Below are 19628 nucleotides of genomic sequence, written 5' to 3'. Positions count from 1 at the left end.
CAGATGCACTGCCCCTTCTGCCGTCACCCCGACTCCAGGGTCATCGATTCCCGCACCAGCGACGACGGACTCTCGATCCGCCGTCGCCGACAGTGTCCGGAGTGCGGAGGACGGTTCTCGACGACGGAGACGGCCAGCCTGAACGTGATCAAGCGCTCGGGCGTGATGGAGCCGTTCAGCCGGGAGAAAGTGATCTCTGGCGTGCGAAAGGCCTGTCAGGGGCGTCCGGTGACGGAGGCCGACCTGGCGATCCTCGCGCAGCGCGTGGAAGAGGCGGTGCGTCAGACCGGGGTGTCCCAGCTCGATACCAACGAGATCGGCCTGGCGATTCTGGGTCCGCTGCGTGAGCTCGATGAGGTCGCGTTCCTTCGATTCGCGAGCGTCTATCAGGCGTTCGACTCTCTGGAGGACTTCGAGGCGGCCATCGGCGATCTCCGCGCCGACCACGCGAAGGCGGAGGCGGGCGACCGGTAATCTGGCAGGGATGTATCCCCTCCTCTTCCGCGCCGTCCTGTCGCGCTTCGATCCCGAGTTCGCCCACCACGCCGGCATGGCCGTCATCCGTGCCGTCGGTGTCCCGCCGCTGTCCTGGGCGACCCGCGCGATGACCAGGCCGGATCCGTCACTGCGTGTGGAGGCGCTGGGCCTCACGTTCCCGTCGCCGTTCGGTATCGCCGCGGGCTTCGACAAGAACGCGGTCGGCGTACGAGGTCTCGCCGCGCTCGGCTTCGGACACGTCGAGGTGGGCACGATCACGGCGATCCCGCAGGACGGGAATCCGAAGCCCCGGCTCTTCCGCTTGATCGCCGACCGTGCCGTGATCAACCGGATGGGCTTCAACAACAGGGGAGCGGATGCCGCGGCCCGTCGTCTGGCCCGGCTCCGGCGGGGCGCGCCGGACACGGTCGTCGGGGTCAACATCGGCAAGAGCCGCGTGGTCGATGTCGAGGACGCGACCGCCGACTACGTCGCGTCAGCCACCCGGCTCGCGCCTCTCGCCGACTACCTCGCGGTGAACGTCTCCTCTCCGAACACTCCGGGCCTTCGCGGGCTTCAGGCGGTGGAGACGCTGGCGCCACTGCTGCGCGCCGTCCGCGACGCTTCGGGCTCGACCCCGCTGCTGGTCAAGATCGCGCCCGACCTCGCCGATGATGAGATCACCGCGATCGCGCAGCTCGCCGTGTCGGAGGGACTCGCGGGGATCATCGCCCACAACACCACGATCAGCAGGGACGGGCTCGTCACCGATGCCGCGACGGTCGAGGCTGCGGGTGCCGGCGGGCTCTCCGGTGCTCCGCTCAAGCGGCGCTCTCTCGAGGTGTTGAGGGTCGTCCGTTCCGCGGTGCCCGAGGACTTCTGCGTGATCGCGGTCGGCGGAGTGGAGACGGCCGCCGACGTGCAGGAGCGTCTAGACGCTGGAGCGACCCTGGTGCAGGGGTATACGGCGTTCCTCTACCGCGGCCCGTTCTGGGGTCGCGAGATCAACCGCGGGTTGGTCAGTCGGGGTACTGCCCGCGCTTGACCTGCGGCTTCGGCAGGCGCATGAACCGCATCTGCAGTGCGCGCATGCCGGCGTACCATCCGAGGCCCTTCTCGACGCGGTCGGCGCCGAACTTCGCGGCCGCCTTGCGCTTGACCCGAAGGCCGAGCAGGATCATGCCGCCGATCGCGATGACGAGGTACGCCATCATGAACAGGTACGCGTAGAACGAGATCATGAGGTTCGTCGGCAGGAGTGACGCCAGGATCACCAGCACCATGACGCCCATGACGAACTCCGCCGGGTGCCAGCCCGCGTCGACGTAGTCGCGCACCCAGCGCCGCTGCGGGCCCTTGTCGCGCACCGGGAGGTACTTCTCCTCACCGGCGGCCATCCCCGCCTGGGCGCGTGCGCGCCGCTCGTTCAGCTCGGCCCGGGCGGCCGCCTTCGCCTCCTTGGTGTTGGCCACCAGCGGCCGACGTCGCGCGGCCTCCTGCTCGGCGCGGGTCGGCGTGGCGCGCCCCTTGCCGACGGCGGGCGTCTGCGGGGCGTCGTCGTTCGTCGAAGGGGAGACGGGGGTAGTGGCCACGGGTTTCCTCGGTTCGCTGAAGATGGTCACCTTAAGATTACTCGCATGACCTCACCTGCACTTCCCAGCGAGTCCGACGCCGCCGTCCTCGAGGCCGTGGCCACCGGCATCCCGTCCGCGCTGTCCGATCTGGGGCACCTGGTTCGCATCCCCGGCATGGCCTGGCCCGCGTTCGATCAGACGCAGCTGGAGCGCAGTGCGGACGCCGTCGCGACGCTGGCCAGGGACACGGGGGTGTTCGACGAGGTGCGTGTGCTGCGTGCCGCGATCCCGGGCGCCGATGAGCACGGACAGCCCGCGGTGCTCGCGACCCGCGCTGCTCGCAACGGCAAGCCGACGATCCTTCTCTACGCCCACCACGATGTGCAGCCCCCCGGCGACGACGCCCTCTGGGAGACCCCGCCGTTCGAGCCGACGGTGCGCGACGGCCGCCTCTACGGACGCGGGGCCGCCGATGACAAGGCGGGGATCATGGCCCACATCGGTGCGATCCGCGCGGTGTCGTCGGTTCTCGGTGCCGACCTCGACCTCGGGATCGCGATGTTCATCGAGGGGGAGGAGGAGTACGGCTCCCGCTCGTTCGCCCAGTTCCTCGCCGACAACAAAGACGCCCTCCGCGCCGACGCCATCGTCGTGGCGGACTCCGGCAACTGGGATTCGGTGACGCCCGGGCTCACCGTGTCGCTGCGGGGGAACGCACGGTTCACGATGAAGGTCCGCACGCTCGACCACGCGTCCCACTCCGGGATGTTCGGTGGCGCGGTGCCCGACGCGATGATGGCCACCGTCCGGCTGCTCTCGACGCTCTGGAACGCCGACGGATCGGTCGCCGTCGAGGGTATGACGAGCCGCGAGGCGGAGACGCCGGAGTACGCGGAGGCGACCCTGCGCGACGAAGCGGGTCTCCTTCCCGGCACGATGCCGATCGGCGACGGGACGATTCTGAGCCGCATCTGGAACAAGCCGTCGGTGACCGTCATCGGCATCGACGCGACGAGCGTTTCGGCCGCGTCGAACACGCTACTGCCGGAGGTCACCGTCGTGATCAGCGCGCGGGTGGCACCCGGGCAGACGGGGCAGGAGGCGTATGACGCGCTGGAGCGGCATCTGCGTGCCCACGCCCCGTTCGGCGCCGAACTGTCGTTCTCCGACGTCGACCTGGGCAACCCGTTCCTCGTCGACACCAGCGGCTGGGCGGTCTCGCTCACCCGCGACGCGATGCGCGACGGCTACGGCGTGGCGCCGGTCGACCTGGGAGTCGGCGGGTCCATCCCGTTCATCGCCGACCTCGTCCGCGAGTTCCCCGACGCGCAGATCCTCGTGACGGGAGTGGAAGACCCGCATTCCCGCGCGCACAGCCCGAACGAGTCGCTGCACCTGGACACCTTCCGTCATGCGGTCGCGACCGAGGCGCTGCTGCTGGCACGGATGAACGCCGTCGAGCTCTGAGCCCGTCGCGGGAAGCGGCGGTAGAATCGTCACAGAAGCCGTGTATCGCGGCCCGTCCCAAGGAGTGACATGACCGACACCACCCTGTCCGCAGAGACCACCCGCGCACACGGCGTCAGCCTGACGGACGCCGCGGCCACCAAGGTCAAGAACCTTCTCGAGCAGGAGGGCCGCGACGATCTGCGTCTGCGCGTGGCCGTCCAGCCCGGAGGCTGCTCCGGCCTGATCTACCAGCTCTACTTCGACGAGCGCTTCCTCGAGGGCGACGAGACGGTCGACTTCGACGGCGTCGAGGTCATCGTCGACAACATGAGCGTCCCGTACCTCGACGGCGCGTCGATCGACTTCAAGGACACGATCTCCGAGCAGGGCTTCACGATCGACAACCCGAACGCCGCGGGAAGCTGCGCCTGTGGAGACAGCTTCCACTGATCTGCGGATTTCCGGACCACGGCCGTCGTCACCTCGCGTGACGGCGGCCGTTTCGCGTGCGGAACCTGCGTGGATGGCATGAATCGGGTGTGAGGTTGCTCTAGACTTGAACGTGCCCTGTCCGCAATCTGAAAGGTGCATCGTGCCCTCGAAACGCCGCCTTCGTTGGGCCGCACTCCCTGTGGGAGTCGTGGCAGCTGTGGCTCTGGCGGGATGTACTCCCACCGAGCTGAACGGCTTTCTTCCGGGCTTCGTGGAGGGTGGCCCGGCAGCGACCAACCAGACGGAGCGCGTGTCGTCGCTCTGGGTGAACTCCTGGATCGTTCTTCTCGCCGTCGGCGTCATCACCTGGAGCCTCATGGCGTGGGCCGCGATCGCGTACCGCCGGCGCAAGGGGCAGACCGGTCTCCCGGTGCAGATGCGCTACAACATGCCGATCGAGATCTTCTACACGATCGTGCCGCTCATCCTCGTGCTGGGCATGTTCTTCTTCACGGCGCGCGACCAGACCGAGATCGAGACCAAGTGGGACAACCCCGACGTCGAGATCACCGCGATCGCCAAGCAGTGGGCGTGGGACTTCCAGTACAACGGCGACACCGAAGACGACACGGTCTGGACGATGGGCATCCAGGCCCAGCCCGATGCCGAGGGCAACATCGACAAGGCCGAGCTCCCGACGCTGGTGCTCCCCGTCGACAAGAAGGTCACGATCAACCTTCAGTCGCGCGATGTGATCCACTCCTTCTGGATCATCGACTTCCTGTACAAGAAGGACATGTTCATCGGCAAGGACAACTCCTGGTCCTTCATCCCGACGCGCGAGGGCGAGTACGCCGGCAAGTGCGCCGAGCTCTGCGGTGAGTACCACTCGATGATGCTGTTCAACGTGAAGGTCGTCTCCCAGGAGGAGTACGACGCCTACCTCGAGTCGCTCGAGGAGAAGGGCAACACGGGCGACATCACCGACGCGTACGACCGTCTCTCGAACCTCCCCGGCACCTCCGGGAAGACCGACACCGAGGAAGGAGAGGAGTAAGTCATGTCGACCACTGAAGCTCCTCGCACCGACGAGGCACCCCGCTCCCGTCCCACCACTCTGCCCGCACGTCAGGCGGCTCTCATGAGCTCCTCGCGTGTGGAGCAGAAGGGCAACATCGTCGTCAAGTGGATCACCTCCACCGACCACAAGACCATCGGGTACATGTACCTGATCGCGTCTGTGCTGTTCTTCCTCCTCGGCGGCGTGATGGCCCTGGTCATCCGCGCCGAGCTCTTCGCGCCGGGCATGCAGATCATCCCGACGAAGGAGCAGTACAACCAGCTGTTCACGATGCACGGCACGATCATGCTGCTGATGTTCGCGACGCCGCTGTTCGCCGGTTTCGCCAACGCGATCCTGCCGCTGCAGATCGGTGCGCCCGACGTCGCCTTCCCGCGTCTCAACGCCTTCGCGTTCTGGCTGTTCCTCTTCGGGTCGACGATCGCCGTCGCCGGCTTCCTCACCCCGCAGGGTGCCGCCTCCTTCGGCTGGTTCGCCTATCAGCCGCTGGCCAACGCCTCGTTCTCGCCGGGTGCCGGTGGAAACCTCTGGATGCTCGGTCTGGGCATCTCCGGCTTCGGAACGATTCTCGGTGCGGTGAACTTCATCACCACGATCATCACGATGCGTGCCCCGGGTATGACCATGTGGCGCATGCCGATCTTCTCGTGGAACACGCTGATCACCAGCCTGCTCATCCTGATGGCGTTCCCGGTGCTCGCGGCCGCGATCTTCGCCGCCGCCGCCGACCGCGTCCTCGGCGCTCACGTCTACGACCCGGCCAACGGCGGTGTGCTCCTGTGGCAGCACCTGTTCTGGTTCTTCGGCCACCCCGAGGTGTACATCATCGCGCTGCCGTTCTTCGGCATCGTCTCGGAGATCTTCCCGGTCTTCAGCCGGAAGCCGATCTTCGGCTACAAGACGCTGGTGTACGCGACGATCGCGATCGCCGCGCTGTCGGTCGCCGTGTGGGCGCACCACATGTACGTCACCGGTTCGGTGCTGCTGCCGTTCTTCGCGCTGATGACGATGCTCATCGCCGTCCCGACCGGTGTGAAGATCTTCAACTGGATCGGCACGCTCTGGCGAGGGTCGGTCACGTTCGAGACGCCGATGGTCTTCGCGCTCGGCTTCCTGGTGTCGTTCGTCTTCGGTGGTCTGACCGGTGTCATCCTCGCGGCCCCGCCGCTGGACTTCCACCTCAGCGACTCGTACTTCGTGGTGGCGCACTTCCACTACGTGGTGTTCGGCACGGTCGTGTTCGCGATGTTCGCGGGCTTCTACTTCTGGTGGCCCAAGTGGACGGGACGCATGCTCAACGAGCGTCTGGGCTACGTGCACTTCTGGATGCTGTTCGTCGGCTTCCACATGACCTTCCTGATCCAGCACTGGCTGGGTGTGGACGGCATGGTGCGTCGCTACGCGGACTACTCGGCGGCCGATGGCTGGACCTGGCAGAACCAGGTCTCCACGATCGGCGCGATCATCCTCGGCGCCTCGATGCTGCCGTTCTTCCTGAACGTCTGGATCACCGCGCGCAAGGCGCCCAAGGTGACGGTGAACGACCCGTGGGGTTACGGCGCCTCGCTCGAGTGGGCGACCTCGTGCCCGCCGCCGCGGCACAACTTCACGTCGATCCCGCGTATCCGCAGCGAGCGTCCCGCGTTCGACCTGAACCACCCGGAGGCGGCCGAGTTCGCGACCACCGCACCCGGCGAGCGAGAGGGCCACTGAGTCATGCGCGATAACGTCATCATCTGGTGGGTCCTGACCGCGTTCTTCGCCCTTGTGGGCGTCGTCTACACGGGCTGGAACATCCTCGCCCACCCCAGCCTGCCGCTCGTGAATCAGATCGAGTGGGTCGGCACCGTGGCGCTGTTCTTCTCCGCCTTCATGGGAGCGATGGTCGCGTTCTACCTCGACCGCACCCACAAGGCGCAGAACGGTGAGCTGCCGGAAGACATCCTGACCTCCGACATCGACGACGGTGACCCCGAGCTCGGAGAGTTCAGCCCGTGGTCGTGGTGGCCGCTCGTGCTCGCCGCTTCGGCAGGCGTGTTCGTTGTCGGGCTCGCGGTGGGTCACTTCCTCCTGCCGATCGGTCTCGCGATCTTCGTGGTCGCGATCGTCGGCTGGGTCTACGAGTACTACCGCGGGAACTTCGCCCGCTGAGCGCTGTACCTGCGAAAGGCCCCCCGGATCGTTCCGGGGGGCCTTTCCCGTGTGTGTGAGCGCGGCGTTTAGGCGCGCGTGCGGATCCGTGGAATCCCGGTGAGAGGATCGACGGGGCGGTGGTGCACGCCATCGGCATCTTCGACCGGGTAGCCCTCTCGCACCCAGTACTCGAATCCGCCGATCATCTCGCGGACCCGATACCCGAGGCTGGCGAACTCGGCCGCGCCCCGCGTACCGCCGTTGCAGCCGGGGCTCCAGCAGTACACGACGACCTCGGCGTCGGGGGAGATCTCCTGCGGCGCCCGGGCGGCGATCTCACTGTGGTGCATGTGAACCGCGCCCGTCACGCGCCCCTGGGTCCACGCCTCCGAGGACCGGACATCGACCACGACGAGCTGTTCGCCCGCGGTGCGCGCGGCGTGCACGTCGGCGGGATCCGTTTCATAGGCGAGCTTGGCGGCGAAGTAGTCGGAGCGCGAGATCATGTCTCCACGCTAGTTCCCGCTCTGGCCGCGTGGCGCAGTGAGACGGACGTCGGTCGTGCGGATTCTGCCGTTGGCCCCCGCTGTCAGTGGCGCCGCGTCATCTGCACGCGTGTCCCGTATGCGTCCAGCCCGAGGGCGTGCTCGATGCTCACGAGGGACTCGAGGAACGGCGTATCGGGAGTGCTCACGGCGAACCCGCACGTGGCGTAGAACGGGGCGTTCCAGGGAACTTCGGCGTAGGTGCGCAGAGTGATGCGCTGATTCCCCCGTTGAACGCTCTCGTCCAGCGCGGCATGCACCAGCTGCCGACCGATACCCCGGCGACCATGATCAGGGTGCACCGACAGTTGCTCGAGATGCCCATCTCCGTCGATCTGCAGGACGTGGGCGAAGCCGACGACGGTGAGCGCAGATCGGGCGGGATGCGCGGCACGGCGCGAATCGGCCGCCTCGGCGACCAGGACGTAGCCATCATGGGCGGCGCGCTCGGCTGCCGTTGCCGGGGGCGGCCAGTCCTGCGCGCGGAAGCGTTCGACCAGGAGACGATCGGCCGCGAGCTCGATCTCCTCCAGAGCAGCGATGTCCTGCGGCTCCGCCGGCCGGATACGCACGCGTGTCATAGCGACGCCGCCGAGCCGCTGACCGCGGGGGTGCTCCGTGTCGTTTCGTCCTGGGCCGCGTGCCCCATGTCCAGCGTGATCGGGAACGGGTCGGTCGTGGCTGATGCAGGGGTCGATGGGTTCGGCATGGACCGCGTGACAGACGCGAACCAGGGGTGCACGTCACGGGCTCCATGTCCAACCATGTGGATGCCGGTACGGGCTTCGGCGATGGGCTCAGCAGCGCCGGCGTGAGTGCCGTCAGGGGGAGCGGCGGGGGCAAGGGGCCCGGCGGCGGCGGGGAGACCGGCGAGGGGTCCAGGAGCGACGACGTGAGTGCTGCCGGTGGGAGCTGCGGCTGTAGAGGCGGCGGTGACGGGTCCTCCGGCGTCGTTGAGATCGTCGAGGAATAGGGATCCAGCAGCGCCGTGGGGACCGGCGAGGGGGCCAGCAGCGACGTGGGGACCGGCGGCAGACTCAGCGGCGAGATGGAGCGCGCGTCGGGGCGAAAGCGCGCGCGAGCGAGCTGACCGAGCACTGGATGACATGAAGTGATCCTCTCATCGGTGAGACGACGAAGGCCCCGTCCGACGCGACGGGGCCTTCAACGGGGGAGTGGCGACTACTCGTCGTCCTCCGACTTCTTCTTGCGCGGACGCTTCACGGGCTCGGTCGAGATCACCGTGCTGGGCGTGTTCGGCGTCTCGTCGACGTGAGTCTCGTCCACCGTGAGCGGGGCGTCGGGGAAGCCGGCGCGCTCGTGAGCGCCCTGGATCTCCGCGGCCTCGGCCGCCTCGTTGTCCGCCGTGACGTGGTGCTGGTGTGCATCGGCGGCGTCAACCTCGGCCTGCGTGAGCGGAGCCAGACGGTCCTCGAAGAACCAGCGCGACATCGCCGAACGGAGGTTCTCCGTCCACGGGATGCGGCCCTTGGCGTTCGGGCGCACCACGAGGGGCTCGTAGCCGTCGATGTCGATGAGCTTCCAGCGGTCGTACTTGTCGACCGGCTGGTGCACCTCGATGTACTCGCCGCCGGGGAGGCGGACGATGCGGCCCGACTCGAAGCCGTGCAGCACGATCTCGCGGTCCTTCTTCTGCAGCGCGATGCAGATGCGCTTGGTGACGAAGTAGCCGATGATCGGGCCGAGGAACAGCAGCACCTGGAGCGTGTGGATCACGCCCTCCATCGTGAGCATGAAGTGCGTCGCGATGAGGTCGGACGATGCCGCCGCCCACAGCACGGCGTAGAAGATGACGCCCGCGACACCGATCGCCGTGCGCGTGGCCGCGTTGCGGGGACGCTGGGCGATGTGGTGCTCGCGCTTGTCGCCCGTGACCCACGCCTCGATGAACGGGTAGATCGCCACGATCACGATGAACAGGCCGAGCACTGCGACCGGAGCCAGGATGCCGAACGACCACGTGTGGTTCAGGAACACGATGTCCCAGTTCGACGGGGCGAGGCGCAGCGCGCCGTCCGCGAACCCGATGTACCAGTCGGGCTGCGTACCCGCCGAGACGGGGGACGGGTCGTACGGGCCGTAGTTCCAGATCGGGTTGATCTGGAAGAACGTCGCGATCAGCACGATGGTGCCGAAGACGATGAACAGGTAGCCGCCCATCTTGGACATGTACACCGGCATCATCGGGTAGCCCACGACGTTGTCGTTCGAGCGGCCGGGGCCGGCGAACTGCGTGTGCTTGTTGATGACCATGAGCATCAGGTGCAGGACGATGAAGGCGATCACCAGCATCGGGAGCAGCAGGATGTGCAGGGTGTAGAGACGGCCGACGATGTCGGTGCCGGGGAACTCGCCGCCGAAGAGGAGGAACGAGGTCCAGGTGCCGATCAGGGGCAGGCCCTTGATCATGCCGTCGATGATGCGCAGGCCGTTGCCCGAGAGCAGGTCGTCGGGGAGCGAGTAGCCGGTGAAGCCCTCGGCCATCGCCAGGATGAACAGCAGGAAGCCGATCACCCAGTTCAGCTCGCGCGGCTTGCGGAACGCGCCGGTGAAGAACACCCGCAGCATGTGCACGCCGATACCCGCGATGAAGACCAGCGCGGCCCAGTGGTGGATCTGGCGGACCAGGAGCCCACCGCGCAGGTCGAACGAGATGTGCAGCGTCGACTCGAGAGCCGAGGACATCGCGATTCCGCGCATGGGGGCGTATGCGCCCGTGTAGTGCGTCTCGACCATCGAGGCCTGGAAGAAGAACGTCAGGAAGGTTCCGGAGAGGAACACGACGACGAAGCTCCACAGGGCGATCTCACCGAGCATGAACGACCAGTGGTCGGGGAAGATCTTGCGACCGAGCTCCTTGACGAAGCCGGAGAGGCTGGTGCGCTCATCGATGTAGTTCGATGCGGCGCCGACGAAGCGGCCGCCGAGAGGCGCCTTGGTGTCCTTCTCGTCCTTGGACAGCGTTGCGGTGCTCAATGGCGCTCCCAGAAGCTCGGGCCGACGGGTTCGGTGAAGTCGCTGCGTGCGATGAGGTAGCCCTCGTCATCCACGGTGATGGGCAGCTGCGGAAGCGGACGGGCGGCCGGTCCGAAGATGACCTTCGCGTGGTCGGTGACGTCGAACTGCGACTGGTGGCACGGGCACAGCAGGTGGTGCGTCTGCTGCTCGTACAGAGCCACCGGGCAGCCGACGTGGGTGCAGACCTTGGAGTAGGCCACGATGCCGTCGTACGACCAGTCCTTGCGATCCTCGGCCTCGATCAGCTGCTCGGGCCGCAGGCGCATCATCAGCACGATGGCCTTGGCCTTCTCCTCGAGGTAGCCCTCGTCGTGGCCGAGTTCGGCGAGGTCCTCGGGGATGACGTGGAAGGCAGAGCCGAGCGTGACGTCGGCGGCGCGGATCGGCGTACCGTCGGGGTCGCGCACCAGGCGCATCCCCTTGTCCCACATCGTGTGCTTCAGCAGCGCCACCGGGTCGCCCTTGGTCGGGTCGTCCGGCGTGGAATGCGGTGCGAGACCGCGGAACAGCGTGACTCCGGGGATGATCGACGCCACGATCGCCGCGAACAGCGAGTTGCGGATCATGGTGCGGCGGCCGAATCCGGACTCCTCGTTGGCGTCGGCGAACGCCTTGATGGCGGCCTCGCGCGTCGAGTCCTTGCCCCGCGTGGGGTGGCGCAGCTCGACGTGCTCCTTGTCGGACATGAGCGCCTTCGACCAGTGGATCGCGCCGATGCCGAGGGCGAGCAGCGCGAGAGCGATGCCCAGACCGATGAAGAGGTTGTTCTGCCGGATGTCGATGAGCGCGCCGCTCTCGATCGGGAACAGCATGTAGGCGGCGACCGCCCAGATGCTGCCAGCGAGCGACAGGTAGAACAGCGTGTAGACGGTACGGACCGCAGCCTTCTCAGCGCGCGGGTCCTTATCGGTCATCCGCTCGCGGTGCGGCGGCAGCCCGGGGTTCTGCACGGGATCGCTGACTGCGACACCCAGCCCCGGAGAGGGCTGGTAGGCCCTGTCAAGAGCCTGCGAGTCGTCGTCGTGTGCCATGGTGCTCCTCGTACGTTCCTCTTCGATGAATATGCGTCAGTTGGACTTCGCCGTGATCCACACGGTGATGGCGACCAGAGCGCCGATACCGAAGATCCAAACGAACAGGCCCTCGGAAACCGGGCCGAGCGACCCCAGCGAGAAGCCACCGATCTGCACCGACTGCTGCTGGAAGAGCAGGGCCGAGATGATGTCGCGCTTGTCCTCGTCGGACAGGTTCATGTCGCCGAAGACCGGCATGTTCTGCGGGCCGGTGACCATGGCGGCATAGATGTGCAGCGCGCTGGTCTCGGTGATCGCGGGGGCGTACTTGCCCTCGGTCAGAGCACCACCGGCGGCCGCGACGTTGTGGCACATCGCGCAGTTGACGCGGAAGAGCTCGGCACCGTGCGCGACGTCTCCCTCGCCGTCCAGGATGCGGTCGGACGGGAACGTCGGACCGGGGGCCTCGGACTGCACGTAGGCCGACATCGCGAGGATCTGCTCCTCGGTGAACTGCGGCTCCTTCTGCGGTGCCTGCGGGCCCTGCATCTGCAGCGGCATGCGGCCGGTCGACACCTGGAACTCCACAGCCAGCTCGCCGACGCCGTAGAGGCTCGGTCCGTTGGGGGTGCCCTGCAGGTCGAGGCCGTGACAGGTGGCGCAGTTCGCCTGGAACAGCTTCTCGCCGTCCTCCACCGTCAACTGCGTCGCCGCGCTAGGGGCGTCCTTGGCCGCGAAGGCGGCGGACGCTCCTGCGTACACGGCGCCCGTGATCATCAGTCCAGCTCCGATGAGCGCGGCCGCCGCCAGTGGGCTGCGACGACCGCTCGAACGGCGCTTCTTCTCTCGTGCCATCTCGGGGATCAGCTCCGCTCTTATTTCAGGAAGTAGATAACGAAGAACAGCACGATCCAGACGACGTCGACGAAGTGCCAGTAGTAAGACACCACGATCGAGGACGTCGCCTCCTTGTGCCGGAAGTTCTTGACGGCGTACGCGCGGCCGATGACGAGGAGGAACGCGACGAGACCGCCGGTGACGTGCAGGGCGTGGAAGCCGGTCGTCAGGTAGAAGGCCGAGGCGTACGAGTCGGCCTGGATGGGCATGCCCTCCGCGACCAGCTGCGCGTACTCCCAGACCTGGCCGGAGACGAAGATCGCGCCGAGGGCGAAGGTGAGGAAGAACCACTCGACCATGCCCCAGCCGAACAGACGACGGCGACCGGCGCCGTTCTTCTGGCCCTTCGCGATGCGGTAGGGCTGGAGGTCCTCGGCTGCGAACACGCCCATCTGGCACGTGAACGACGAGAGCACGAGGATCGCCGTGTTGACGGCCGCGAACGGCACGTTCAGAAGCTCGGTACGGTCGGCCCAGAGCTCGGGTGAAGTGCTGCGGAGCGTGAAGTAGATCGCGAAGAGTCCCGCGAAGAACATCACCTCGCTGCCGAGCCACACAATGGTGCCGACAGCTACCGGGTTGGGCCGCTTGATCGTTCTCGCCGCCGGGGCATACGTCGCTGAGGTCGTCACCCCTCCATTATGGCCGATCCGCGGACGTGATTCTTGCACCCACGGCCGTCGAATCCCTCGTGGGTGACTTAGGGGACCCTAAGAGATCACTGCGAATCATCGGTGAATCCGCGGGAAACGGCGGTCGCGGTCCCTCTGCGCGGAAGCGCGGATCGATCTGCACGTTTTCTCCGCGCCGATAGGATCGCACACATGGCTGAATCCCTGACCTGGTCCGATGTGCTCACCACCCTTCTGGAGCGTCGGGACCTCAGCGTCTGGGAATCGACGTGGGCGATGCGCCAGATCATGTCGGGCTCGGTCACCGAGGCGCAGCTCGCCGGGTTCCTCGTCGCGCTCAGGGCCAAGGGGGAGACCATCGACGAGATCGTCGGCTTCCGGGACGCGATCCTCGAGGCGGCCGTTCCTCTCCCGGTCTCGCCGGACGTGCTCGACATCGTCGGAACGGGCGGCGACCGCGTCGGGACCGTCAACGTGTCCACGACCGCGGCCATCATCATCGGCGCCACCGGAGTCCCTGTCGTCAAGCACGGCAATCGCGCTGCGAGCTCGGCATCCGGCTCCTCCGACGTGCTCGGCGCGCTCGGCCTGGAGCTCTCGCTGGACCCCGCTGCCGTGGCCTCGATCCTCGACCGGACCGGGATCACCTTCGCGTGGGCCGGGGCGTTCCATCCCGGTTTCAAGCACGCGGGAGCTGTGCGCGCGCAGCTCGGCGTTCCGACCGTGTTCAACATGCTCGGCCCGCTCTGCAACCCCGCACGAGCCGAAGCGAACGCGGTGGGGGTGGCGCAGATGGAGCGGGTCCCGCTCATCACCGGCGTCTTCCGCACCCGCGGCGCCACCGCCCTCGTGTTCCGCGGAGACGACGGGCTGGACGAGCTCACCACGACCGGTCACAGTCGCATCTGGGAGGTGACCCGAGGCGACATCCACGAGCACGACCTGGATCCGCGCGACCTCGGCATCCCGCTCGCCGACCTCGCCGACCTGATCGGCGGCTCGCCCGAGCACAACGCGGACGTGCTGCGACGCACGCTCGCGGGTGAGACCGGGCCCGTGCGTGACATCGTGCTGCTCAACGCCGCGGCCGGCATCGTCGCGTTCGAGCTCTCGCAGGACGCCACGCAGGTGCAGCGGCCGATCCTGGAGCGTCTGCGTGAGGGATACGCTCGCGCGTCCGCGGCGGTGGACGACGGGCGGGCCCTCGCGAAGCTCGACGCGTGGATCGGTGCGAGCCGCGAACTGGCCGCCGTCGAGGAGTGACCATGGAGCCCGTCGACGCCCTCCTCGAGATCGCCTCGCTGCTCGAGCGCGAGCGGGCATCGCGGTATCGGGCGAAGGCGTTCCGGCAGGCAGCCGCCACGTTCGAGGATCTCCCCGAGGACGTGCGGAACGACGCCACGCGGCTTCGCGCCGCACGGGGGATCGGGGAGTCGACGTTCGCCGTGATCCGCCAGGCCCAGGAGGGCCGCATCCCCGAGTACCTCGTAGAGCTGCGCGGCGAGGTCGAACCCGAGCGGGTCTCGGAGCTGCGGGGCCGACTGCGCGGCGACCTGCATGCCCACACCGACTGGTCGGACGGCACCACATCCATCGAGGTGATGGCCGCCGCCGCTCGAGCCCAGGGGCACGAGTATCAGGCGATCACCGATCACTCGCCGCGTCTGCGGGTGGCGCGTGGCCTCTCCGCCGAACGGCTGCGGGAGCAGATGCCGCTCGTGCGGGCGCAGTCCGGCGACGGTTTCACGCTGCTCGCGGGCATCGAGGTGGACATCCTCGAAGACGGGTCTCTCGACCAGGACGACGATCTCCTCCGGGAACTCGACATCGTGGTCGCCTCCGTGCACTCGAAGCTGCGCATGGACGCCAGGCCCATGACCGCGCGCATGATCGCCGCCGTCTCGCATCCACGCGTCAATGTGCTCGGTCACTGCACAGGCCGGCTCGTGCAGGGCGACCGGGGGACGCGCCCGCCGTCGGCCTTTGACGCTGCGGCGGTTTTCGCCGCCTGTGCCGAGAACGGCGTGGCCGTGGAGATCAACTCGCGACCGGAGCGACAGGATCCACCCGACGAGTTGATCGCGATCGCTTTGGAAGCCGGGTGTCTCTTCTCGATCGACTCCGACGCCCACGCGCCGGGACAGCTCTCACTGCTGGACTACGGCGCCGAACGCGCCGAGCGTGCGGGAGTGCCCGCGTCGCGCATCGTCACCACCTGGGGTCTGTCCCGCCTGCTCGCCTGGGCGGAGTGACGCTCACTCCTCGGTCGCTGCGCGTGCGGCCTCCGTCACCGCGGTGACCGCCCGCGTCATCGAGCCGCCGAGGTTCCACCTCTCCGCCAGTGCCGTCGCCGTCGTGACCTCGCTCTCGGACAGGGCACGGAGGGGGATGTCCGGTGTGGCGATCGGGAGATCCGTCGCCACGGCCACGACGGTCGGTGCGACATCGAGGTAGGCCGTCGCTGCGAGGATCTTGGCGCGCACCCCTGCGCTCATGCCCTCACCCGCCTCCGCCGCCTCCCGGATCCCCACCAGGTCGCCGTGCACCCCCAGCAGCGTGGCCGCCGTCTTCTCGCCCACCCCGGCGACGCCGGGGAGGCCGTCGGACGCATCCCCTCGCATCGTGGCGAAGTCGGCATACTGCGACGGGAGCACCCCGTACTTGGCGACGACGGTGGCGTCGGTGACCACCTCGAGGTTGCTCATGCCGCGCGCCGTATAGATGACCCGGACGTCGGCGGCGTCGTCGACGAGCTGGAAGAGGTCGCGATCGCCCGTCACGATGTCGACCGGCATGGATGCGTGCGTCGCCAGGGTGCCGATCACGTCGTCGGCCTCGTGCTCGGCCACACCGACGATCGGGATCCCGATGGCGGCGAGGGTCTCGCGGATGAGCGGGATCTGCGCCTCCAGGGGATCGGGCACCTCCTCGACGTCCGGCGCACCGGCCACGACCTCCACCACGCGGTGCGTCTTGTAGCTCGGGATCAGGTCGACGCGCCACTGCGGCCGCCAGTCGTCGTCCCAGCAGGCGACCACGTGCGTCGGCTGATACAGGGTGATGAGCTTCGCGACGATGTCGAGCAGTCCGCGCGCGGCGTTGATGGGGGAGCCGTCCGGGGCGGTCACCTTGTCGGGCACGCCGTAGAAGGCGCGGAAGTACAGACTGGCGGTGTCGAGCAGCATGAGGCGTTCGGCGCGGGGCATGGCTTCAGGGTAGAGCGTGCGTGCGCACGGGTCAGCAGCCGGGGGCGGTGGGTTGCTCGGTGCACGTGTGACGGACGAGCGCTGTGGTGGCCTCATAGATGCGGATGGCCTGGCCGGGCCCGGGGATGGTGAGCTCGCCGGGGAGGGGCACCCAGCCGCTGCCGGTGTCGAGCTCGGCGGTGTAGTGGACGGCGGTGGTGGCGGTGTAGGTGCCGCGGGCGCGGTACACGTGGCTGGTGGGGGTGGGGGTGAGCTGGGATTGACGGAGCGCGGCCCACGGGAGTCCCGGCGTCGTGGTGGATGCGGTCGTGCCGTCGCCGTAAACGAAGTCGTAGCGGACCGGGGTGAAGCGCACGGTGATGGGCGTGCCCAGGAGAGTGCCGGTGCGGGCCGGAGGGGCGGTGGGGGTGAGGAAGTTCGTGGGGAGTCCGGCGACGCCGATGTTGGACGGCTCGGCGCTGGTGGCGGCCGGGCCCGGCGCGAACTGGGCGACATCGGTGATCGTGAGCGCGGGACCCGGGGCAGCAGGCCGGGGTGCGGGAGGAGTCTGAGGCGCCGTGGCGCGGCATCGTTCGTCGGCTATTCCCGCGCACACGTCGGACTGACGGTTCTGGTCCGGGCGGGGGTAGCGGCGGGGCGTGCCCGTGTGGCGTGCGTCGGGGGTGGCGTCGACGGGGGATGAGCCGGGACGAGTCTGTGACGCCGACACGGTGAGGACGTCTCCCGAGACGTTCGCGGTCAACCCGCTCTCCGGGTCAGCGGGCGGCGGTGCTACGGCGCCTGCGGCTCCGGTGGCTACCAACAGCAGTGCTGTTGTGATGCGCGCCCGAACTAGCACGAGAGCTCTTCGGTCGCGACGCTCGAGTAAATCGCGAGCCCGGTGCTGGTGTCGGCACGACGAAGTTCCACCTGAAGTGGCTGTCGTAGTGGGCGGTCCGGCGCGACGACGGACACCCCAGCCGAGTTGACGACATCGACGTTCGACACATCGAAGCAGAGTCGCGCGATGATGGACGTCCCATCGTAGGCAACAGGCGTGAACGTGTCGAAGGACGATTCGCCAATGCGAGCAACGCCCTCGGCGTTGTAGTTGGTGAGGGACTTCCTGGACGCTGCTAGTGCGTCGGATCGCAGCCAGACGAAGACGGGCTCGAAGGTGCTTGCGTCGCTGAGGACGGTCTCGTTCGCCGCATCCCGATAGGCGCGATACGTTGCTTCGGCGGCGGCGAAGGCATCTTCCTTGTTCGCGAACAGCGGGGTGGCGGTGGGGCTCGGGGTCGGGTGCGGGGTTTGTGCGCAGGCGGCGAGGCTGAGGAGCGTGGCGACGAGTGCGGCGGTGAGCGTCGCTCGGAGCCGGATGGTGGATGACGGGATCACCCGGTCACGGTACGGGGAATGCGGGGTCCGGCGTCGCGGTTGTCCACAGGGGAGCGGCGAACTCTCCGCTCGCGGGCGGATCGCTTCTTCTGATAGGCTGAATCGTCACTCGTGGCGTGCATGCGCATGCCCAGGTGCCGAACAATCACAATCCAACCGCTGTGAAGCATGCTGTCGGCCGTGCGCGGCCGCGCTTCCAGCCCGAGTATCCATTCAACAAGGACAACCCACTACATGACTACCGCAACGACCGCCCCGGCCACCAAGCAGGTCGCCATCAACGACATCGGATCTGCTGAGGACTTCCTGGCCGCGGTCGAGAAGACCCTGAAGTTCTTCAACGACGGCGACATCATCGAGGGCACGATCGTCAAGATCGACCGCGATGAGGTCCTCCTCGATGTCGGCTACAAGACCGAGGGCGTCATCCCCTCGCGCGAGCTCTCGATCAAGCACGACGTCGACCCCAACGAGGTCGTCGCCGTCGGCGACCAGGTCGAGGCCCTCGTTCTCCAGAAGGAGGACAAGGAAGGCCGCCTGATCCTCTCCAAGAAGCGCGCCCAGTACGAGCGCGCCTGGGGAGACGTCGAGAAGATCAAGGAGAACGACGGCGTCGTCACCGGTACGGTCATCGAGGTCGTCAAGGGTGGACTCATCGTCGACATCGGCCTCCGTGGCTTCCTCCCGGCGTCGCTCATCGAGCTGCGCCGCGTGCGCGACCTCACGCCGTACCTCGGCCAGGAGATCGAGGCGAAGATCCTCGAGCTCGACAAGAACCGCAACAACGTCGTCCTCAGCCGCCGCGCGCTGCTCGAGCAGACGCAGTCGGAGTCGCGCACTACGTTCCTGAACAACCTGCACAAGGGTCAGGTCCGCAAGGGTGTCGTCTCGTCGATCGTCAACTTCGGTGCGTTCGTCGACCTGGGCGGCGTGGACGGTCTCGTGCACGTCTCCGAGCTGTCCTGGAAGCACATCGAGCACGCCTCCGAGGTCGTCGAGGTGGGCCAGGAGGTCACCGTCGAGATCCTCGAGGTCGACCTCGACCGCGAGCGCGTTTCCCTGTCGCTGAAGGCGACGCAGGAGGACCCGTGGCAGGTCTTCGCCCGCACCCACGCGATCGGTCAGGTCACGCCGGGTAAGGTCACCAAGCTCGTCCCGTTCGGTGCGTTCGTGCGCGTCGCAGACGGCATCGAGGGCCTCGTCCACATCTCCGAGCTCTCCAGCAAGCACGTCGAGCTGGCCGAGCAGGTCGTGTCGGTCGGCGAAGAGGTCTTCGTCAAGGTCATCGACATCGACCTCGAGCGTCGCCGCATCTCGCTGTCGCTGAAGCAGGCCAACGAGTCGGTCGACCCCAACGGCACCGAGTTCGACCCGGCCCTGTACGGCATGCTCGCCGAGTACGACGAGAACGGCGAGTACAAGTACCCGGAGGGCTTCGACGCCGAGACCGGTGCGTGGAAGGAAGGCTTCGACGCCCAGCGCGAGGCATGGGAGCAGGAGTACGCTGCGGCCCAGGCTCGCTGGGAGGCGCACAAGGCTCAGGTCGCCAAGGCGGCCGAGGCCGAGGCTGCGGCCGGCGACGACTTCGGTGGCCAGTCCTTCTCGAGCGAGTCGGCCGGTGCCGGCACGCTCGCCGATGACGAGGCTCTCGCCGCTCTGCGCGAGAAGCTCTCGGGCGGCAACTCCTAAGTAACATTCCGAGAAGGGCCGTCACCCCGCCTCCGGGCGGGTGTGGCGGCCCTTTTCGCGTACCGGATTCGGTGGCGATCCGCT

The 19628-nt window shown here is 67.7% G+C and carries 20 protein-coding genes; 10 read left to right on the top strand and 10 right to left on the bottom strand.

All coding sequences use genetic code 11. The features are described 5' to 3' along the window. Positions 1-3 precede the first annotated feature (3 nt). Both nrdR and ACFWCH_RS16085 read left to right on the top strand, forming a co-directional pair. Entirely contained in the window at positions 4-474 is a 471-nt protein-coding gene (gene nrdR, locus ACFWCH_RS16090; RefSeq protein ID WP_136037296.1) for a transcriptional regulator NrdR, read from the top strand. A 10-nt stretch (positions 475-484) separates the two neighbouring features. Further along, positions 485-1522: a quinone-dependent dihydroorotate dehydrogenase gene (locus ACFWCH_RS16085; RefSeq protein WP_206253304.1), complete on the top strand. Its 1038-nt coding sequence runs from the start codon at positions 485-487 to the stop codon at positions 1520-1522. Here ACFWCH_RS16085 and ACFWCH_RS16080 read toward each other — a convergent pair. Beyond that, positions 1497-2069 (bottom strand): DUF3043 domain-containing protein, encoded by a 573-nt coding sequence (locus ACFWCH_RS16080; RefSeq protein ID WP_136031354.1) that lies wholly within the window; start codon positions 2067-2069, stop codon positions 1497-1499. The two genes, ACFWCH_RS16085 and ACFWCH_RS16080, sit on opposite strands and share 26 nt — an antisense overlap. A gap of 45 nt (positions 2070-2114) precedes the next feature. Here ACFWCH_RS16080 and ACFWCH_RS16075 point away from each other — a divergent pair, with 45 nt between their 5' ends. The 5 genes from ACFWCH_RS16075 to ACFWCH_RS16055 all read left to right on the top strand — a co-directional run bounded on the left by ACFWCH_RS16075 (position 2115) and on the right by ACFWCH_RS16055 (position 7164). Continuing rightward, entirely contained in the window at positions 2115-3518 is a 1404-nt protein-coding gene (locus ACFWCH_RS16075) for a dipeptidase (RefSeq protein ID WP_206253306.1), read from the top strand. Between the two features lie 69 nt (positions 3519-3587). After that, positions 3588-3950, top strand: a complete 363-nt coding sequence (gene erpA / locus ACFWCH_RS16070) for an iron-sulfur cluster insertion protein ErpA (RefSeq protein ID WP_136031358.1) — start codon at positions 3588-3590, stop codon at positions 3948-3950. 142 nt (positions 3951-4092) lie between these two features. Continuing rightward, positions 4093-4989 (top strand): cytochrome c oxidase subunit II, encoded by an 897-nt coding sequence (gene coxB, locus ACFWCH_RS16065; protein WP_136031360.1) that lies wholly within the window; start codon positions 4093-4095, stop codon positions 4987-4989. A gap of 3 nt (positions 4990-4992) precedes the next feature. Next, the gene (ctaD, locus tag ACFWCH_RS16060; protein ID WP_205812734.1) at positions 4993-6726 is read left to right on the top strand and encodes a cytochrome c oxidase subunit I; all 1734 of its coding nucleotides are present in this window, start codon (positions 4993-4995) and stop codon (positions 6724-6726) included. Between the two features lie 3 nt (positions 6727-6729). Beyond that, positions 6730-7164 (top strand): cytochrome c oxidase subunit 4, encoded by a 435-nt coding sequence (locus ACFWCH_RS16055; RefSeq protein ID WP_206253308.1) that lies wholly within the window; start codon positions 6730-6732, stop codon positions 7162-7164. Between the two features lie 68 nt (positions 7165-7232). Here ACFWCH_RS16055 and ACFWCH_RS16050 read toward each other — a convergent pair whose 3' ends face one another. The 6 genes from ACFWCH_RS16050 to ACFWCH_RS16025 all read right to left on the bottom strand — a co-directional run bounded on the left by ACFWCH_RS16050 (position 7233) and on the right by ACFWCH_RS16025 (position 13272). Then, positions 7233-7652 (bottom strand): rhodanese-like domain-containing protein, encoded by a 420-nt coding sequence (locus ACFWCH_RS16050; protein ID WP_206253311.1) that lies wholly within the window; start codon positions 7650-7652, stop codon positions 7233-7235. An 83-nt stretch (positions 7653-7735) separates the two neighbouring features. Beyond that, a complete protein-coding gene (locus ACFWCH_RS16045; RefSeq protein WP_378803804.1) occupies positions 7736-8272 on the bottom strand; it encodes a GNAT family N-acetyltransferase in 537 nt (178 codons plus the stop codon). Positions 8273-8873: 601 nt separating this feature from the next. Further along, the gene (locus ACFWCH_RS16040; RefSeq protein ID WP_136045370.1) at positions 8874-10688 is read right to left on the bottom strand and encodes a cytochrome bc complex cytochrome b subunit; all 1815 of its coding nucleotides are present in this window, start codon (positions 10686-10688) and stop codon (positions 8874-8876) included. Beyond that, entirely contained in the window at positions 10685-11761 is a 1077-nt protein-coding gene (locus ACFWCH_RS16035; protein ID WP_136028787.1) for a ubiquinol-cytochrome c reductase iron-sulfur subunit, read from the bottom strand. The genes ACFWCH_RS16040 and ACFWCH_RS16035 overlap by 4 nt, the downstream gene beginning before the upstream one ends. A 36-nt stretch (positions 11762-11797) precedes the next feature. Continuing rightward, positions 11798-12598 carry a c-type cytochrome gene (locus tag ACFWCH_RS16030; protein WP_378803803.1) on the bottom strand — a complete coding sequence of 267 codons (801 nt, stop codon included), beginning with the start codon at positions 12596-12598 and terminating at the stop codon, positions 11798-11800. Between the two features lie 20 nt (positions 12599-12618). Next, entirely contained in the window at positions 12619-13272 is a 654-nt protein-coding gene (locus tag ACFWCH_RS16025) for a heme-copper oxidase subunit III (RefSeq protein WP_136028789.1), read from the bottom strand. A 192-nt stretch (positions 13273-13464) separates the two neighbouring features. Between ACFWCH_RS16025 and trpD the strand changes: the two genes are divergently transcribed. Together trpD and ACFWCH_RS16015 are read left to right on the top strand one after the other, a co-directional pair. Then, entirely contained in the window at positions 13465-14535 is a 1071-nt protein-coding gene (gene trpD / locus ACFWCH_RS16020) for an anthranilate phosphoribosyltransferase (protein WP_136028790.1), read from the top strand. 2 nt (positions 14536-14537) lie between these two features. Further along, entirely contained in the window at positions 14538-15524 is a 987-nt protein-coding gene (locus ACFWCH_RS16015; RefSeq protein ID WP_206253319.1) for a PHP domain-containing protein, read from the top strand. A 3-nt stretch (positions 15525-15527) separates the two neighbouring features. Here the strand turns inward: ACFWCH_RS16015 and ACFWCH_RS16010 are convergent, their stop codons facing one another. The 3 genes from ACFWCH_RS16010 to ACFWCH_RS16000 form a co-directional block, all read right to left on the bottom strand. After that, complete coding sequence (locus ACFWCH_RS16010) at positions 15528-16478, bottom strand: 5'-3' exonuclease H3TH domain-containing protein (RefSeq protein ID WP_378803802.1); 951 nt, start codon at positions 16476-16478, stop codon at positions 15528-15530. A gap of 31 nt (positions 16479-16509) precedes the next feature. Then, on the bottom strand, positions 16510-17220 hold the full coding sequence (locus tag ACFWCH_RS16005; protein WP_378803801.1) for a hypothetical protein: 711 nt from the start codon (positions 17218-17220) through the stop codon (positions 16510-16512). A gap of 89 nt (positions 17221-17309) precedes the next feature. Then, the gene (locus ACFWCH_RS16000; protein WP_378803800.1) at positions 17310-17855 is read right to left on the bottom strand and encodes a hypothetical protein; all 546 of its coding nucleotides are present in this window, start codon (positions 17853-17855) and stop codon (positions 17310-17312) included. Between the two features lie 234 nt (positions 17856-18089). Here ACFWCH_RS16000 and rpsA point away from each other — a divergent pair, with 234 nt between their 5' ends. Continuing rightward, positions 18090-19544 carry a 30S ribosomal protein S1 gene (gene rpsA / locus ACFWCH_RS15995; protein WP_136028795.1) on the top strand — a complete coding sequence of 485 codons (1455 nt, stop codon included), beginning with the start codon at positions 18090-18092 and terminating at the stop codon, positions 19542-19544. Positions 19545-19628 lie beyond the last annotated feature (84 nt).

This window comes from Microbacterium sp. NPDC060132 (assembly GCF_042729675.1).
In the GTDB taxonomy this organism is placed as follows: Bacteria; Actinomycetota; Actinomycetes; order Actinomycetales; family Microbacteriaceae; genus Microbacterium; species Microbacterium sufflavum.
This window is presented reverse-complemented; position numbering and strand designations above follow the sequence as displayed.

Coding starts and splice junctions, on each gene's coding strand:
- nrdR (WP_136037296.1), top strand. CDS start 4: ATGCACTGCCCCTTCTGCCGTCACCCCGACTCCAGGGTCATCGATTCC.
- ACFWCH_RS16045 (WP_378803804.1), bottom strand. CDS start 8,272: ATGACACGCGTGCGTATCCGGCCGGCGGAGCCGCAGGACATCGCTGCT.
- rpsA (WP_136028795.1), top strand. CDS start 18,090: ATGACTACCGCAACGACCGCCCCGGCCACCAAGCAGGTCGCCATCAAC.
- ACFWCH_RS16030 (WP_378803803.1), bottom strand. CDS start 12,598: ATGGCACGAGAGAAGAAGCGCCGTTCGAGCGGTCGTCGCAGCCCACTG.
- ACFWCH_RS16055 (WP_206253308.1), top strand. CDS start 6,730: ATGCGCGATAACGTCATCATCTGGTGGGTCCTGACCGCGTTCTTCGCC.
- ACFWCH_RS16035 (WP_136028787.1), bottom strand. CDS start 11,761: ATGGCACACGACGACGACTCGCAGGCTCTTGACAGGGCCTACCAGCCC.
- erpA (WP_136031358.1), top strand. CDS start 3,588: ATGACCGACACCACCCTGTCCGCAGAGACCACCCGCGCACACGGCGTC.
- ACFWCH_RS16050 (WP_206253311.1), bottom strand. CDS start 7,652: ATGATCTCGCGCTCCGACTACTTCGCCGCCAAGCTCGCCTATGAAACG.
- ACFWCH_RS16085 (WP_206253304.1), top strand. CDS start 485: ATGTATCCCCTCCTCTTCCGCGCCGTCCTGTCGCGCTTCGATCCCGAG.
- trpD (WP_136028790.1), top strand. CDS start 13,465: ATGGCTGAATCCCTGACCTGGTCCGATGTGCTCACCACCCTTCTGGAG.
- ACFWCH_RS16015 (WP_206253319.1), top strand. CDS start 14,538: ATGGAGCCCGTCGACGCCCTCCTCGAGATCGCCTCGCTGCTCGAGCGC.
- ACFWCH_RS16075 (WP_206253306.1), top strand. CDS start 2,115: ATGACCTCACCTGCACTTCCCAGCGAGTCCGACGCCGCCGTCCTCGAG.
- ACFWCH_RS16010 (WP_378803802.1), bottom strand. CDS start 16,478: ATGCCCCGCGCCGAACGCCTCATGCTGCTCGACACCGCCAGTCTGTAC.
- ctaD (WP_205812734.1), top strand. CDS start 4,993: ATGTCGACCACTGAAGCTCCTCGCACCGACGAGGCACCCCGCTCCCGT.